At 60.9% G+C, this 15141-nt stretch carries 12 protein-coding genes; 7 read left to right on the top strand and 5 right to left on the bottom strand.

The genetic code is table 11. The annotated features are described in order from the left end of the window. Window positions 1–51: 51 nt before the first annotated feature. From zigA to KSS96_RS00625, 3 genes are read left to right on the top strand one after another with little or no spacing between them, the layout of a single operon-like run. Entirely contained in the window at window positions 52–1257 is a 1206-nt protein-coding gene (gene zigA, locus KSS96_RS00635) for a zinc metallochaperone GTPase ZigA (RefSeq protein WP_017528635.1), read from the top strand. Then, window positions 1257–1901 carry a DUF1826 domain-containing protein gene (locus tag KSS96_RS00630; RefSeq protein WP_135196228.1) on the top strand — a complete coding sequence of 215 codons (645 nt, stop codon included), beginning with the start codon at window positions 1257–1259 and terminating at the stop codon, window positions 1899–1901. Before zigA ends, KSS96_RS00630 begins: the two co-directional genes overlap by 1 nt. A gap of 44 nt (window positions 1902–1945) precedes the next feature. Beyond that, window positions 1946–2908, top strand: coding sequence for a CobW family GTP-binding protein (locus KSS96_RS00625; RefSeq protein WP_017528633.1), 963 nt, complete (start codon window positions 1946–1948; stop codon window positions 2906–2908). Here KSS96_RS00625 and KSS96_RS00620 read toward each other — a convergent pair. Beyond that, window positions 2902–3297, bottom strand: a complete 396-nt coding sequence (locus KSS96_RS00620) for a DUF3301 domain-containing protein (RefSeq protein ID WP_017528632.1) — start codon at window positions 3295–3297, stop codon at window positions 2902–2904. The two genes, KSS96_RS00625 and KSS96_RS00620, sit on opposite strands and share 7 nt — an antisense overlap. A 116-nt stretch (window positions 3298–3413) precedes the next feature. Between KSS96_RS00620 and pdxY the strand changes: the two genes are divergently transcribed. Continuing rightward, window positions 3414–4286 carry a pyridoxal kinase PdxY gene (pdxY, locus tag KSS96_RS00615; RefSeq protein WP_065879229.1) on the top strand — a complete coding sequence of 291 codons (873 nt, stop codon included), beginning with the start codon at window positions 3414–3416 and terminating at the stop codon, window positions 4284–4286. 131 nt (window positions 4287–4417) lie between these two features. Here pdxY and KSS96_RS00610 read toward each other — a convergent pair whose 3' ends face one another. Beyond that, window positions 4418–4903 (bottom strand): acyl-CoA thioesterase, encoded by a 486-nt coding sequence (locus KSS96_RS00610; RefSeq protein WP_017528630.1) that lies wholly within the window; start codon window positions 4901–4903, stop codon window positions 4418–4420. 289 nt (window positions 4904–5192) lie between these two features. On the opposite strand from KSS96_RS00610, the gene KSS96_RS00605 reads away from it, so the two are divergent. Beyond that, the gene (locus KSS96_RS00605; protein WP_017528629.1) at window positions 5193–6956 is read left to right on the top strand and encodes a cation:proton antiporter; all 1764 of its coding nucleotides are present in this window, start codon (window positions 5193–5195) and stop codon (window positions 6954–6956) included. Between the two features lie 22 nt (window positions 6957–6978). Here KSS96_RS00605 and KSS96_RS00600 read toward each other — a convergent pair whose 3' ends face one another. The 3 genes from KSS96_RS00600 to uvrD form a co-directional block, all read right to left on the bottom strand. After that, window positions 6979–7386 (bottom strand): SMI1/KNR4 family protein, encoded by a 408-nt coding sequence (locus KSS96_RS00600; protein ID WP_017528628.1) that lies wholly within the window; start codon window positions 7384–7386, stop codon window positions 6979–6981. A 132-nt stretch (window positions 7387–7518) separates the two neighbouring features. Further along, a complete protein-coding gene (locus KSS96_RS00595; RefSeq protein ID WP_017528627.1) occupies window positions 7519–8388 on the bottom strand; it encodes a Tim44 domain-containing protein in 870 nt (289 codons plus the stop codon). Between the two features lie 225 nt (window positions 8389–8613). Continuing rightward, window positions 8614–10797: a DNA helicase II gene (gene uvrD, locus KSS96_RS00590; protein WP_017528626.1), complete on the bottom strand. Its 2184-nt coding sequence runs from the start codon at window positions 10795–10797 to the stop codon at window positions 8614–8616. Between the two features lie 277 nt (window positions 10798–11074). Here uvrD and KSS96_RS00585 point away from each other — a divergent pair, with 277 nt between their 5' ends. Next, complete coding sequence (locus tag KSS96_RS00585; protein WP_017528625.1) at window positions 11075–13948, top strand: EAL domain-containing protein; 2874 nt, start codon at window positions 11075–11077, stop codon at window positions 13946–13948. 162 nt (window positions 13949–14110) lie between these two features. Further along, a complete protein-coding gene (gene hexR, locus KSS96_RS00580) occupies window positions 14111–14977 on the top strand; it encodes a transcriptional regulator HexR (RefSeq protein WP_003177007.1) in 867 nt (288 codons plus the stop codon). Window positions 14978–15141: the final 164 nt, after the last annotated feature.

Raw genomic sequence — 15141 nt, 5'->3', positions numbered from 1 at the left:
GAACGCCATAAACGGGCGGTTTGACCGGCCAACCCTGATGAGGACCACCTGATGCCCAATCGTCTCCCCGTTACCGTGTTGTCCGGCTTTCTCGGCGCCGGTAAAAGCACGCTGCTCAACTATATTTTGCGCAACCGCGAAAACCTGCGCGTGGCGGTGATCGTCAACGACATGAGCGAAATCAACATCGACGGCAGCGAGGTGCAGCGCGACGTCACGCTCAATCGTTCGGAAGAAAAACTGGTGGAAATGAGCAACGGCTGCATCTGCTGCACCTTGCGCGAAGACTTACTCGAAGAGGTCGGAAAACTCGCCAAGGAAGGTCGATTCGATTACTTATTGATCGAATCCACCGGCATTTCCGAACCCTTGCCGGTGGCCGAAACCTTCACCTTTCGCGATGAAAACGAGCAAAGCCTGGCCGATATCGCCCGCCTGGACACCATGGTCACCGTGGTCGACGGCCTGCATTTCCTGCTCGACTACCAGGCCGCCGAAAGCCTGGCGTCACGGGGCGAAACCCTGGGCGAAGAGGATGAGCGCTCCATCACTGATCTGTTGATCGAGCAGATCGAATTCGCCGACGTCATCCTGATCAGCAAGATCGACTTGATCAGCAGCCACGAGCGCGAAGAGTTGATGGCGATTCTCGAACGCCTCAATGCCCAGGCGGAAATCATCCCGATGGTCATGGGCGAAGTGCCACTGAACAAGATCCTCAACACCGGCCGCTTCGACTTCGAGCGCGCCGCGCAAGCGCCGGGTTGGTTGCAGCAATTGCGCGGTGAACATGTGCCGGAAACCGAGGAATACGGTATTGCCTCCACCGCCTATCGCGCCCGTCGACCCTTCCACCCGCAACGCTTCTTCGACTTTATCGACCGCCCCTGGGTCAACGGTAAGTTGTTGCGCTCCAAGGGTTTTTTCTGGTTGGCCAGCAAGCATCAGGATGCTGGCAGTTGGTCCCAGGCCGGTGGCCTGATGCGTCATGGGTTTGCGGGACGTTGGTGGCGTTTCGTGCCGAAAAGCCAATGGCCGCAGGATGAAGAAAGCGTCGCGGCGATCATGGGCAATTGGCAACTGAGCACTGGCGACTGCCGCCAGGAACTGGTGTTTATCGGACAGAACATTGATTTTGCCCACATGCGCGAGGAGTTGGACGCCTGCTTGCTCACCGATGAAGAAATGGCCCAGGGTGTTGAAGGTTGGCGCCTGTTGGCTGACCCATTTGGCCCCTGGTATGAAGAGGCAGCCTGATGCTTGCGCCCGTTTTCCCCTTGCGCCCGGTGGTGCGACAGACCCGCGGTGACAGCCCACTGGCGCTGTCAGACATCCTCGAAGACGGCGTAAACCTGGCGTTGTGGCAGCGCCAGTTGCCGCTGCATATCGCCGAATTCGGCGCCTTGCTGGTGGCACTTAACGAGCCGTTGGCCGATTCGATGGTTATCGAACTCAATAGCGAGGACGCCGCGCCGAACTTGCAGGGTTTAGCGTCCAGCTGCCGCGATCTTGACGGTTACGAAGGGTTCATCGCCGATGTTGCCTGGCTGGTCAGTGCCTTTGCCTGTCTGCTCGGTGCCAAACGTATCGGCGTGCGCCTGCGCTTGCTGGATAAAGCCATGTGCCCGCGCTTTCATGTCGACCATGTGCCGGTGCGGCTGATCACCACCTATGCCGGCATCGGCAGCCAATGGTTGCGTGAAGGCGTCATGGACCGCCGCACGCTCAGCCAACCGGACGCCGAACCCAGTGAGCGCATCGAGCAGATCCAGTGTGGTGAAGTGGCCCTGCTCAAGGGCACCAAATGGCACGGCAACGAAAACCACGGCCTGATCCACCGCTCGCCCGCCTTGAAAGCCGATGAGCGCCGATTGATTCTGACGCTGGATTGGTTGGCGTAACCGCGTAGGATCAAACGCTCTACACGATCTGAATGATGTCCCTGATGCTGCAGAATATTCCCACCCATGTGATTGCCGGGCCCTTGGGCGCCGGCAAGACCAGCCTGATCAAGCACTTGCTGGCCCAGCGCCCGGCCAACGAGCGCTGGGCGGTGCTGATCAACGAGTTCGGCCAAATTGGCCTGGACGCCGCACTGCTGACGCAGGACGACGACGGCATCGCCATGGGTGAAGTCGCGGGTGGCTGCCTGTGCTGTGTGAATGGTGCACCGTTCCAGGTAGGTCTGGGCCGCCTGTTGCGTAAGGCCAAGCCGGATCGGCTGTTTATCGAACCGTCGGGCCTGGGCCATCCCGCGCAATTGCTCAAGCAATTACGCCAAGCGCCTTGGCAGAAAGTGCTAGCGATTCAGCCGTGTGTGCTGGTGTTGGATGCCCAAGCGCTGGCGGCGGGCAAACCCTTGCCGCCGGCACAGCAGCAGGCGCTGGAAAGCGCCGGGTTGCTGGTATTGAACAAGGATGAAGCGCTGGATGCCGCGCAGCGCCAGGCGATCGAACGGCAGTTACCCGATCGCCCACATTACTGGACCCGCCAGGCGCAGCTGCCGTTGGCCCGGCTCCCAGGCCTGGATGTGAAAGCGGGCGCCGCTGTGGATAACCTTGACGTGCCCATCGGTCTGGCGCAGATGCCGGCCGTGTGGAGCGATCCCGCGTTGCCGATTTGTTTGAGCCAGGCTCAGGAAGGAGGCTGGAGTATTGGCTGGCGCTGGCACCCAAGCCAGTCATTCGATCCGCAGCGTATAACGTCGTGGCTCAAGACCCTTGCGTGGTGCCGCGCCAAGCTGGTTATCCACAGCCGTGGCGTGTGGCTCTGCGCCAACGCTGTGGATAACCGCTCGCTCGCCTGGCAGCCCAGCGAGTGGCGTCGCGATTCCCGTATCGAACTGATCTTCAATGCGCCACAGGATGTGGTGGCGTTGCAGGCCGCGCTGGTCGCCTGCCGTTACTGACGGTTCTTGGTGGCGTGATCCTGACGCCACTGGCTCAGCTCGATCACTTCGGCGCTGGGCAGCGCTTCCTTGGCTTCGAACGGGTAGGGCGCCAGCTCGATCTGCGCGCTGTGGGCGCCGAATTGAGTGATAGTGCCACTGTGACGGGACTCGCCCGTGACGGTGAACTCAAAGTTATAGACGCGCGCCAGGCGCCGCCGACCGTTGGCGTCCTTCACAAAGCCAATGCGCTTGAGCGCCACCGCGCCGTCGAGCAACTCGATATCGAGCTTGCTGCAATGTTGCTTGACCCGCGCCAGCGCTCGCTCGCGCAAACCGTGGTTATGCCACACCCAGGCGGCGCCGGTTGCCAGCAGCATCAACACGAAGATGTTTCCCAGGGTCAGCATGTGAAAAACTCCAACAAAGTGAGCGCAGCTTAACTGTGTCGTCGGTCTGTCGTACAGGCTGCGTTTAGTCGCATACTGCGCGGCCAGAATTTCAATGGTTTTACGGAATATCCTGCATGAAACGCACACCTCATCTGCTTGCGATCCAGTCTCATGTGGTTTTTGGCCATGCCGGAAACAGCGCCGCCGTGTTCCCCATGCAGCGGATCGGGGTGAACGTCTGGCCGCTGAACACGGTGCAGTTCTCCAACCACACCCAGTATGGCCAGTGGGCGGGCGAAGTGCTGGCACCGCAGCAAATTCCCGCGCTGGTGGAAGGCATTGCCGCCATTGGTGAACTGGGTAACTGTGATGCGGTGCTGTCGGGCTACCTGGGCAGCGCAGACCAGGGGCGGGCGATTCTCACGGGTGTGGCACGGATCAAAGCCATCAACCCCAGGGCCCTGTACCTGTGTGACCCGGTGATGGGCCATCCGGAAAAAGGCTGCATCGTGCCCCAGGAAGTCAGTGACTTCCTACTCGACGAAGCGGCTGCCATGGCCGACTTCCTATGCCCCAACCAGCTGGAACTGGACAGCTTTGCCGGGCGCAAGCCGCAGTCGCTGTTCGATTGCCTGGCCATGGCCAAGGCGCTGCTGGCGCGCGGGCCCAAGGCGGTACTGGTCAAGCACTTGGATTACCCCGGCAAGCTGCCGGATGGCTTTGAGATGCTGCTGGTGACCGCCGATGGCAGTTGGCACCTGCGTCGGCCGCTGCTGGCATTTGCGCGCCAGCCGGTGGGGGTGGGCGACCTGACCTCGGGGCTGTTCCTGGCGCGGGTGTTACTGGGCGACAGCCTGCTGGCCGCTTTTGAGTTCACCGCCGCGGCCGTGCACGAAGTGCTGCTGGAAACCCAGGCCTGCGCCAGTTACGAGCTGGAACTGGTGCGGGCCCAGGATCGCATCGCCCATCCGCGCGTTCGTTTTGAAGCCACGCCGATCGGCCTGTAAGTACACAGAAACCAATGTGGGAGGCGGCTTGCTCCCGATAGCGATGGGTCAGACACCAGATGCAGTGACTGACACTCAGCAATCGGGAGCAAGCCCCCTCCCACATTTTGATGCGGTTTACAGATTGAGCCTTACAGCGCGTCTGCCTTGATTTCCTGGTAGCGCTTTTCCAGCTCCTGGCGGATCTGCCGACGCTGTTGGGCCTGTACGAACCGGCGCTTGTCTTCGCTGTGCTGGGGTTGCAGCGGCGGCACGGCGGCCGGTTTGCGCTGGTCGTCCACGGCGACCATGGTGAAAAAACAGCTGTTGGTATGGCGTACCGAGCGCTCGCGGATGTTCTCGGTCACCACCTTGATACCCACTTCCATCGAGGTATTGCCGGTGTAGTTGACCGATGCCAGGAACGTCACCAGCTCGCCGACGTGGATAGGCTCGCGAAAAATCACCTGGTCCACCGACAACGTCACTACATAACGACCGGCATAACGGCTCGCGCAGGCGTAGGCCACTTCGTCGAGGTACTTGAGCAAGGTGCCGCCGTGGACATTGCCTGAGAAGTTGGCCATATCAGGGGTCATCAATACCGTCATCGACAGCTGGGCGTTTCCGGGTTCCATAGCACACTCACGGGTTGTAGGCATTGGTTGGGGGCGCACCTCTGCGGATGCTGGAATCTTTGCGGCGCCATCCCTTACGGGACGCCAGTGGGCGGCTTGCCGTCACGCCTGGGCCGATCTGTTTCCATATATTGCACTGGCTTTTCGGTAGAAGTCGCGGTGTTAACCTTCAAAAGCCCATCGCAGGGTATTTCTTACGATCAAGGCAGACTTTTCCTTCCGCTCTTTGCGACTGTTCATGCGCGGGTGGACTTGGCAAAAGCGCCAGTACCAGCAAGGAGCCCTCGCCATGCACGCCATCAGCTTTATCCAGGACTTGGCCGTGATCATGCTGGTGGCAGGGGTGGTCACCGTCCTGTTTCACCGTCTCAAGCAGCCGGTGGTGCTGGGTTACATCGTCGCGGGCTTCATCATTGGCCCCCATACCCCGCCGTTCGGCCTGATCCACGACGAAGACACCATCAAGACCCTGGCCGAGTTGGGGGTGATCTTCCTGATGTTCTGCCTGGGCCTGGAGTTCAGCCTGCGCAAGTTGTTCAAGGTGGGTGCCACGGCATTTATCGCAGCCTTCCTGGAAATCATTCTGATGATCTGGATCGGTTACGAGATCGGCCAGTGGTTCGACTGGAACACCATGGACTCGCTGTTCCTGGGCGCCATCCTGGCAATCTCTTCGACCACCATCATCGTCAAGGCACTCAATGACCTGAAGATGAAAAACCAGCGCTTCGCCCAACTGATTTTCGGCGTGCTGATCGTCGAGGACATCCTGGGCATCGGCATCATCGCCTTGCTGTCGAGCATCGCCGTCAGCGGTACGGTGAGTTCCGGCGAGGTGTTCTCCACCGTCGGCAAGCTGTCGCTGTTCATGATCGTTGCCCTGGTCATCGGTATTTTGCTGGTGCCACGTTTGCTGGCCTATGTGGCCAAGTTCGACAGCAACGAGATGCTGCTGATCACTGTACTGGGCCTGTGCTTCGGTTTTTGCCTGCTGGTGGTCAAGCTGGAATACAGCATGGTGCTGGGGGCGTTCCTGATCGGCGCGATCATGGCCGAGTCCCGTCAGTTGATTAAGATCGAGCGCCTGATCGAGCCGGTTCGCGACATGTTCAGTGCCATCTTTTTTGTGGCGATCGGCTTGATGATCGACCCGCAGATCCTGCTGCAATACGCCTGGCCAATCGCGGTCATCACCGTGGCCGTGGTGTTGGGCAAGATGCTGTCCTGCGGCCTGGGGGCGTTTATCGCCGGCAATGACGGGCGCACCTCACTGCGCGTAGGCATGGGGCTGTCGCAGATTGGCGAATTTTCTTTCATCATCGCCGCGCTGGGGATGACCTTGCAGGTCACCAGCGATTTTCTATATCCGGTGGCGGTCGCGGTTTCGGCGATTACGACGCTGCTCACACCGTACCTGATTCGCGGTGCCGACCCGTTGTCATTGAAGATTGCCGCCGTGATGCCCCAGCGAATGAGCCGGGTGTTCGGCCTGTATGGCGAATGGCTGCGCAGTATTCAGCCGCAAGGCGAGGGCGCAATGCTGGCGTCGATGATCCGCAAGATCATCCTGCAGGTGGGGGTCAACTTGGCGCTGGTGATTGCGATCTTCTTCACCGGCAGCTTTTTCGCGGCGCGTATCGGCGGCTATCTGCAGGGCTGGATCAGCGATCCAAGCTGGCAGAAGGCATTGATCTGGGGTGGGGCATTGCTGTTGTCGCTGCCGTTTTTGATCGCCGCGTACCGCAAGCTCAAGGCTCTGTCGATGTTACTGGCGGAGTTGAGCGTGAAGCCGGAAATGGCCGGGCGGCATACCCAGCGTGTGCGCCGAGTGATCGCGGAGCTGATCCCCATTTTGTCGTTGCTGGTGATCTTCCTGCTATTGGCGGCCTTGTCGGCCAGTATTCTGCCGACCAACAAGTTACTGATGCTGATTACGGTGGTCGCGGCAGCAGTAGCGGCCGTGCTCTGGCGCTGGTTCATCCGCGTGCATACGCGGATGCAGGTCGCCTTGTTGGAAACATTGGATAACCACAAGGACACGCCGGAGCACTAATGGGAGCGGATGGGGGCCGTTATCAGCTTTCCAGCCAGACGTCCCGCGCCCAGTGCCACACCGATTCCCAGGTTTCTTCGGTAACGAGTTCTTCCTCGCCGGACCACAACACCACGGTGCCGTCTTCTTCTACGCAGTAGTAGTCGTCGCCGTCCTGGCAGATCGGGATCATGCTGCGATCAACGCCGGCATCCCAGGCATTGGCGGCCACATCCGGCAGGTAGGTGTGGGATTGCGGGTCGGTGATGGTCACCGGCTCCAGGCTGCCGTAGACCACGTCACTGACGGTCAGCAGGAATTCGCGGAAGACAAACGGGATATCGATGAACAGCTGTTCTTCGATTTCTACCAGTTGATCTTCGTCAGGTAGCTCCAGGGGAACCGGGACCGGTTCGTTGGCTTCACGCAGTTGTTCGATGATTTCTTCCACGGCCGGGATCCTCTTGCTAGATGGCGCGGTTAATAGGGGCGTTTTATACAGTAGCTCGCTATAAGTGCAACCGTGAAATAGAAAACCCCGGAACAGGTCCGGGGTTTTGTCAGCACTTGCTCAAGCGACGCATCAGCCGTTCTGGCGGATACCTGCGACCAGCCATGGCTGGTTGTCGCCTTGGGCGCGTTCCATATTCCAGCTCTCGCTGAACACTTCGCCCTGGTCGAAGCGCGAAGTCTTCGACACGCCGCTGAAGGTCAGGGTGGCGATAGTCTTGTCGGCGCGATCATCCACGCCTTCCAGCTGTACGCGCAGGTCGTCGATGTAGGTCGACTGGAAGCCGTCGCCCAGGTCGGCGCGTTCGCGCTTGAGGAACTCCAGCAGTTGTGGAGTCACGAACTCGGAGATCTTGTCCATTTCGTTGGCGTCCCAGTGCTGCTGCAGGGACTGGAAGTGGCTGCGGGCCGCTTCGACGAAACGCTCTTCGTTGAACCAGGCCGGTGCGTTGATCACCGGGCGGGCTGCGGCAGGCGCTGACGAACCACCGAAGATCGAACCCATGGCCGGTTTTTGCTCGAACACTTCACGCTGCATCGGCGCGCCGGCTGGAGCCATGTGCTCCTGCTGCTTGCGACGACGGGCGGCGATAAAGCGGAAGACCAGGAAGGCAATGACGGCCATGATCAGGATGTCGAAGATTTGCATACCCTGGAAGCCGCCGCCCATGAACATGGACGCGAGCAGGCCACCGGCTGCGATACCGGCCAGAGGGCCCAACCAGCGCGAAGCCCCGCCGGCCTTGGCCGCGGCGCCAGCAGCACCGGCTGCGCCTGCGGTAGCGGCAGCACCGCCGGCAGCGGTGGATGGAGCCATTTGGCTGGTCTGGTGAGTCGGTGCCGCGCCCGAGCTTTTGCCGCCACCGAAGCGTTTGGCGTTGGCGTCAAGGCTCATCGTCAGGCCGATGCACAACGCCATGGCGATGCTAAGAAAACGTTTCATAAAGGGAATTCCCATTTGTGGATTGCACGCGCGCCATGTTGCACAGGTGTAATGACAGTGGCTAGCGACATAATGTTTCGGGCTTTTGCGTAAGACCAAATCCGAAGGGTCTGTAGGACGAATTACAGATATAGGCCCACGCTGCTCTAAAACAAGGGTGGGCCGATAATCTTCATGTTACGCAGTGTTTCATGATGGCGAGCGAGCGTGCACCCTCACCACAGGTCAGACAGCCTCAAGTTTGGCGTAACCCATCATCAGCCACTTGCTGCCTTCGGCGAAGTTCACCTGCACGCGAGCCTGGGCGCCGGCACCTTCGAAGTTAAGGATCACGCCCTCGCCAAACACCGAATGCTTGACCTGCTGGCCGAGGCTGAACGGGGTTTGCGGAATCTCGGAACCGGCGAACAGGTGGCTGGAGTGCTGCTGCTGGCCCCCGCCGAACGGGCGGCTGACGCTGTTGGAGAGGCGCACTTCCTGGATCAGGCCTTTAGGCACTTCACGTACGAAACGCGAAACCTTGTTGTAGGTCTCGCTGCCGTAAAGGCGTCGGGTTTCGGCGTAGGTCATCACCAGGTTCTGCATTGCGCGGGTGATGCCAACGTAGGCCAGGCGACGTTCCTCCTCAAGGCGGCCGGGCTCTTCCAGGCTCATCTTGTGCGGGAACAGGCCTTCTTCCATGCCCACCAAGAACACATACGGAAACTCCAGGCCCTTGGCGCTGTGCAAGGTCATCAGCTGGATGCTGTCTTCATGCTCATCGGCCTGGGTATCACCGGCTTCCAGCGACGCGTGGCCCAGGAACGCCGCAAGCGGGGTCAGCTCTTCGTCTTCCTCGGTGTTTTCGAACGCGCGCGCGGCGCTGACCAGTTCCTCAAGGTTTTCTACCCGGGCCTGGCCTTTTTCGCCTTTTTCCGCTTCGTGGTAGGCAATCAGCCCGGATTGCTCAATCACCGTCTGGGTCATCAAGTGCAGCGGCATGTCCGCACATTTGGCGGCGAGGTTCTCGATCAACTCGACAAACACACCCAGCGCCCCGGCGGCACGGCCGGTCAGGCCTTTGTTGGCGATCAGCAGGCGCATGGCTTCCCACATCGACACATCGGCATGGCGCGCGTGGTCGCGGATCGCTTCAACGGTTTTCTCACCGATGCCGCGCGCGGGGATGTTGATGACCCGCTCCAGTGCCGCATCGTTGCCGCGGCCTTCCAGCAAGCGCAGGTAGGCCATGGCGTTCTTGATTTCGGCACGCTCGAAGAAGCGCTGACCGCCATAGATGCGGTAGGGGATGCGCTCGCGCAGCAAGGCTTCTTCCAACACCCGCGATTGGGCGTTGGAACGGTACAAAATGGCGATATCGCTGCGCGCGAGGCCGGTCTTCAGCGCGCTTTCAATGGTTTCCACCACATAGCGCGCCTCGTCGTGCTCGTTGAACGCGGCGTAGAGGTTGATCGCTTCGCCTTCGCCGCCGTCGGTCCACAGCTCTTTGCCCAGGCGCCCGGTGTTGTTGGCGATCAAGGCGTTGGCGGCCTTGAGGATACCGGCGGTTGAACGGTAGTTCTGCTCCAGGCGGATGGTCACCGCGTCCGGGAAGTCTTCGGAGTACTGGTAGATGTTCTCGATTTTCGCGCCACGCCAGCCGTAAATCGACTGGTCGTCGTCACCCACCACCATCAGGCTGTCGCCGCCCTTGGCCAGCAGGCGCAACCAGGCGTACTGCACGGCGTTGGTGTCCTGGAATTCGTCCACCAGAATGTGGCGGAAGCGCTTCTGGTAATGGGCCAGCAAACCGGGGTTGTCGCGCCACAGGTCGAGGGCGCGCAACAGCAGTTCGGAGAAGTCGATCACACCGGCGCGTACGCAGGCAGCCTCGTAGGCTTCATAAATGCTGCGCATGGTGGCCAGGAACAGGTCGCCGCTGGCCTGGATATGTTGCGGGCGCAGGCCCTCGTCCTTCTGGCCGTTGATAAACCACTGCGCCTGGCGCGCCGGCCAGCGCTGTTCATCCAGCCCCAGCTCACGGATCACCCGCTTGACCAGGCGTTGCTGGTCATCGCTGTCAAGGATCTGGAACGTCTGGGCCAGGCCTGCTTCCTGCCAATGCGCCCGCAACAGGCGGTGCGCCAGGCCGTGGAAGGTGCCCACCCACATGCCGGCCGGGCTGATGCCCATCAACTGCTCGATGCGGTGGCGCATCTCGGCGGCGGCCTTGTTGGTGAAGGTTACCGACAGGATGGAATGCGGGGACGCGTTCTCGACCTGGATCAACCAGGCGATACGGTGCACCAGCACTCGGGTTTTACCGGAGCCAGCACCGGCCAGGACCAACTGACGGCCAACGGGGGCCGCTACGGCCTGGCGTTGGGCATCGTTGAGGGAGTTCAGCAAAAGAGAGAGATCATCGCGCATCGGCGCATTCTAGGGTGCCGGGGGGTGTCGGGCAAATCCCAATGCCGGGTGGTAGGCGCAAAATATCCGGCGCGCTCTGTGCCGGTCGACATTCTGCTTCGGGTGATGACCGGTCGGTCAAGGGACGCAGCCCGCGCCGGGTCTCGCTCAAGCGGTCTGGCCCCAAGCTTTGCGCGGTGTGACCGGGTAGTTTTTATGATGTGGAGCAGTTTGGCCCGGGCACTTGCTTGTGTATGCTCCGTCGACGTTCGGGCTCACCATTATAAGAACACTGCCTATGACCCTTAACACCGACCTGCACGGCCCCTCCATGGCGCCCGCGCAGGTTATTCGTAAACACTACGCCACTGAGATGGCGGTCGAGCGTACACGCCTGCTGTATCAAGGCTCGCTGCTGCCCACCTTATTAATGCTGGTAAACGGCCTGGTCTGCGCCTGGCTGCTCTGGACCCCCCAGCAATACGTGTTGGACAGCATCTGGCTGGTGTGGCTGCTGGCCTTGGTGGCGATGCGCGTCATTCAGGTGGCGGCCTTCGATTCAGCCATGCCCAGCCGCCAGGCCCAGCCGGTCTGGCGGCGTATGTTCATGCTCGGCTCGGCGGTCAGCGGGCTGACCCTGGCCACCGCCGCGATAGCCCTGGCCCCGGTGAACAGCTTCATGCAGCAAGCCTGGGTGTTCGGCCTGATCGGCGCGGCGACGTTGTCGGCCAGTGTGGCCTACGCGGTGAGCCTGCCGGCCTTTCTGTCCTTTGCCGTGCCGTGCCTGGTGCCGTCCATTGTCTACCTGTTATGGAATGGCGACCCGCAGCAACAAGGCTGGGGCGTGCTTGGCCTGATCCTGTTGGTGTCGCTGAACCTGGTGGCCTGGCAGGTCAACCGCCTGATCCAGCGTGAACTGTTACGGCGTTTCCAGAACCAGGCGCTGATTGAAAACCTGCAACAGGCGCAACAGCGTAGCGAGCAGTTGAATCAGGACCTGGTGCGTGAGGTCGAGCAGCGCCGTCAGGTCGAGCAAGAGCTGCGCAATGCACAAATCGGCTTGCAGGACCGTGTTGCGCAACGCAGCCAAGAGCTGGACGCCGCCAGCCTGGCCCTGAATAAAAGCGAAGCGCGCCTGGCCATGGCCCTGCAAGCCAGCGAACTCGGGCTGTGGGACTGGAACCTGCAAACCGACGAAGTCCACCACACTCAACTCAAAGAGCTGTTCGGCCTGGAGCCGGAATACGTCACCGCCATGCTCGGCCACCTCAAGCCGCGCCTGCACCCCGACGACTTGCCGCTGCTCAAGCGCGCGTTGGTGGAGCACCTTAAGGGGCGTACCGAGGATTACCTGGTGGAATACCGCGTGCGCCATGGCGACGGGCACTGGGTATGGATCGAAGATCGCGGGCGCGCCGTGGAGCGCGCGCCGAGCGGGCGTGTGATCCGCATGCTTGGCACCCGCCGTGACATCAGCGCGGGTAAAGCGCTGGAAGAACAGCAGCGGTTGGCGTCGACGGTATTCGAGGCCGCCAGTGAAGGCATCGTGATACTTGACCCGGATTACGCGCTGATCGCGGTCAACCAGGCCTTCAGTCGCGTCACCGGCTTTGAAATCGACGACATGCTGGGACGCAACGTGGTGGAACTGCCCAGCAGTCGCGACGCTCGGCGCCATTTTCCGGTGATCCGCCAAGCGTTGCTCAGCCATGGCACGTGGCAGGGCGAGTTGGTGGAAACACGCAAGAACGGCGAGCTGTACCCACAGTGGCTTCAGTTGAATGTGGTGCGCGATTTTCGCGGAAACGTCAGCCATATAGTGGGCTTTTTCGCTGATCTGTCGGCGCGGCGCGAATCCGAGGAGCGCATGCGCTACCTCACCCACTACGACGAATTGACCGGCCTGGCCAACCGCTCGCTGTTCCGCGAACGGCTGCGCGAGGCTCACCAGCGCGTCCGGCTGGGCGGGCGCAGCCTGGCGCTGCTGCATATCAACCTCGATCGTTTCAAATTGCTCAACGACAGCCTGGGCCATGAAGTGGCCGACCAATTGCTGCAAAAAATGGCCCGCCGCTTGATCAATGCCTTGCCGGAGGCGGACACCATTGCGCGCTTGTCCGCTGATGAATTCGCCGTACTGTTCGACGCCTATGGCAACCTGTCGAGTCTGGCGCGGGTGGCCACGCGCCTGCTGGCCAAGCTGCGGGTGCCGGTCACCGTGGAGGGGCATGAATTGGTGGTCAGCGCTTCAATGGGCGTAAGTCTGTTGCCGGATAACGCACGGGAAATTTCCGCGCTGGTCAGCCAATCGAACATGGCCATGCAACACGCCAAGCACCTTGGCGGCAATAATTTCCAGTTCTACACCGACAGTTTGCAAGCCAGCACCCTGGAGCGACTGCAGCTGGAAAACCACCTGCGCAAGGCTATCGACGAGCGTCAGTTGGCGGTGTTCTACCAGCCGAAACTGTGCCTGGCCACCGGCAAACTCAATGCGGCCGAAGCGCTGATCCGGTGGGAGCATCCGCAGTGGGGCATGGTGCCGCCGGCAGACTTTATCGGCCTGGCCGAAGAAACCGGCCTGATCGTACCGCTGGGCGAATTCGTGCTGCGGGAGGCCTGCTGGCAGGCCTGTGAATGGCAGCGCCAGGGCTTGGCGCCCATTCGGGTGTCGGTGAACCTGTCGGTGCATCAATTGCGCCAGGGCAAGCTGGTCAGCCTGGTGCGCCAAGTGCTGGAAGAAACCGGCCTGGACCCGCAGTACCTCGAACTTGAACTGACCGAAAGCCAATTGCTCGACAGCGTCGAACATATCATCGCGACCTTCCAGCAATTGCGCGACCTGGGGGTAAAGCTGGCCATCGATGATTTCGGCACCGGCTATTCGTCCCTCAGCTACCTCAAGCGCATTCCCGTGGACTACGTGAAGATCGACCAGACCTTTATTCGTGGGTTGGGGCAGGGGCGCGAAGACGCGGCCATCACCCGGGCGATTATTGCCATGGCCCACGGTTTGGCGCTCAAGGTCGTGGCTGAAGGTGTGGAGGATCTGCAGCAGTTGGATTTCCTGCGGGTGGAGCGCTGTGACGAAGTGCAGGGCTACCTGATCAGCCGGCCGATGCAGGCGGATGGGTTGGCGGATTTGTTACGTAAAAATGCAGATTTTCCCTAGTGGTGCCACGGCCGCCTTTGTGGCTACAAAGCGCCTGCCCTTTGAATCAGAGGGCAGCAGGGCGATTTAGTGATGCGTCGCACGGGCAAAACGGCAATTCTTGTAGTATAACTACAAGCTTGCTACATCCCCTGGCCCTGCCAATAACAAGAGTCCTGCCCTTTGAACCTGTTGCAACATATCGCCCAGTCGCGCCACCTGTTACGCAAATCGGAGCTCAAGGTTGCCGATCACGTGCTGCTTGACCCCGCGGCTGTGATGCACAGTTCCATGGCCGACCTGGCTCACAGCGTGGGCATCAGCGAGCCGACCATCGTGCGCTTTTGTCGCGCCATCGGCTGCTCCGGTTTCCAGGACCTCAAACTCAAACTGGCCCAGAGCCTGGCCGCCGGCGCCAGCTTCGGCCAGTTTGCGATTCACGAAGATGATTCCGTCGCCGATTACAGCCTGAAAATTTTCGACACCACCTTGCACACCCTGATGGAAGTGCGCGAGAAGCTCGATCCGGTGGAGTTGCAAAAGGCTGTGACGGCCATGTCCCAGGCCCAGCGCGTCGAGTTCTATGGGTTTGGTGCCTCCGGCGCGGTGGCGGCGGATGCGCAGCACAAATTCTTCCGCCTGCTGCTCACGGCGGCGGCTTACAGCGACCCACATATGCAGGCCATGTCGGCGGTGACGCTCAAGCCCACCGACGTGGCCATCTGCATTTCCCAGTCGGGCCGCTCCAAAGACCTGCTGATCACCGCCAACCTGGTGCGCGAAAGCGGCGCGTCGCTGATCACCTTGTGCCCGAGCCAGACGCCGCTGGCGGAACTGTCCACGGTCAACCTGGCGATCGATGTGCACGAAGACACTGAGATCTACACGCCGTTGACCTCGCGAATCGCCCATCTGGTGGTGATCGACGTGCTGGCGATGGGCGTGGCCATGGCGCGCGGGCCGAGCCTGGTCAACCACCTCAAGAGCGTGAAGCGCAGTTTGCGCAGCCTGCGGTTGTCGCCAAAATCGGTCAAAGCCCTGGACGACTGATACGGTCAAAATGTGGGGGCTTGCTCCCGATAGCGGTGGATCAGTCGACTACCCGATACTGGCACACCGTAATCGGGAGCAAGCCCCCTCCCACACTGGGTTCTCCAGCGTGCCCAGAATCTTCATCAGGCTGTCATCGCCGCGTCATCCCCCCAGGCCATCCT

This window comes from Pseudomonas asgharzadehiana, assembly GCF_019139815.1.
GTDB lineage: Bacteria > Pseudomonadota > Gammaproteobacteria > Pseudomonadales > Pseudomonadaceae > Aquipseudomonas > Aquipseudomonas asgharzadehiana.
Note: the sequence above shows the minus strand (reverse complement) of the source record. Positions and strands in the feature narration are given on the sequence as shown.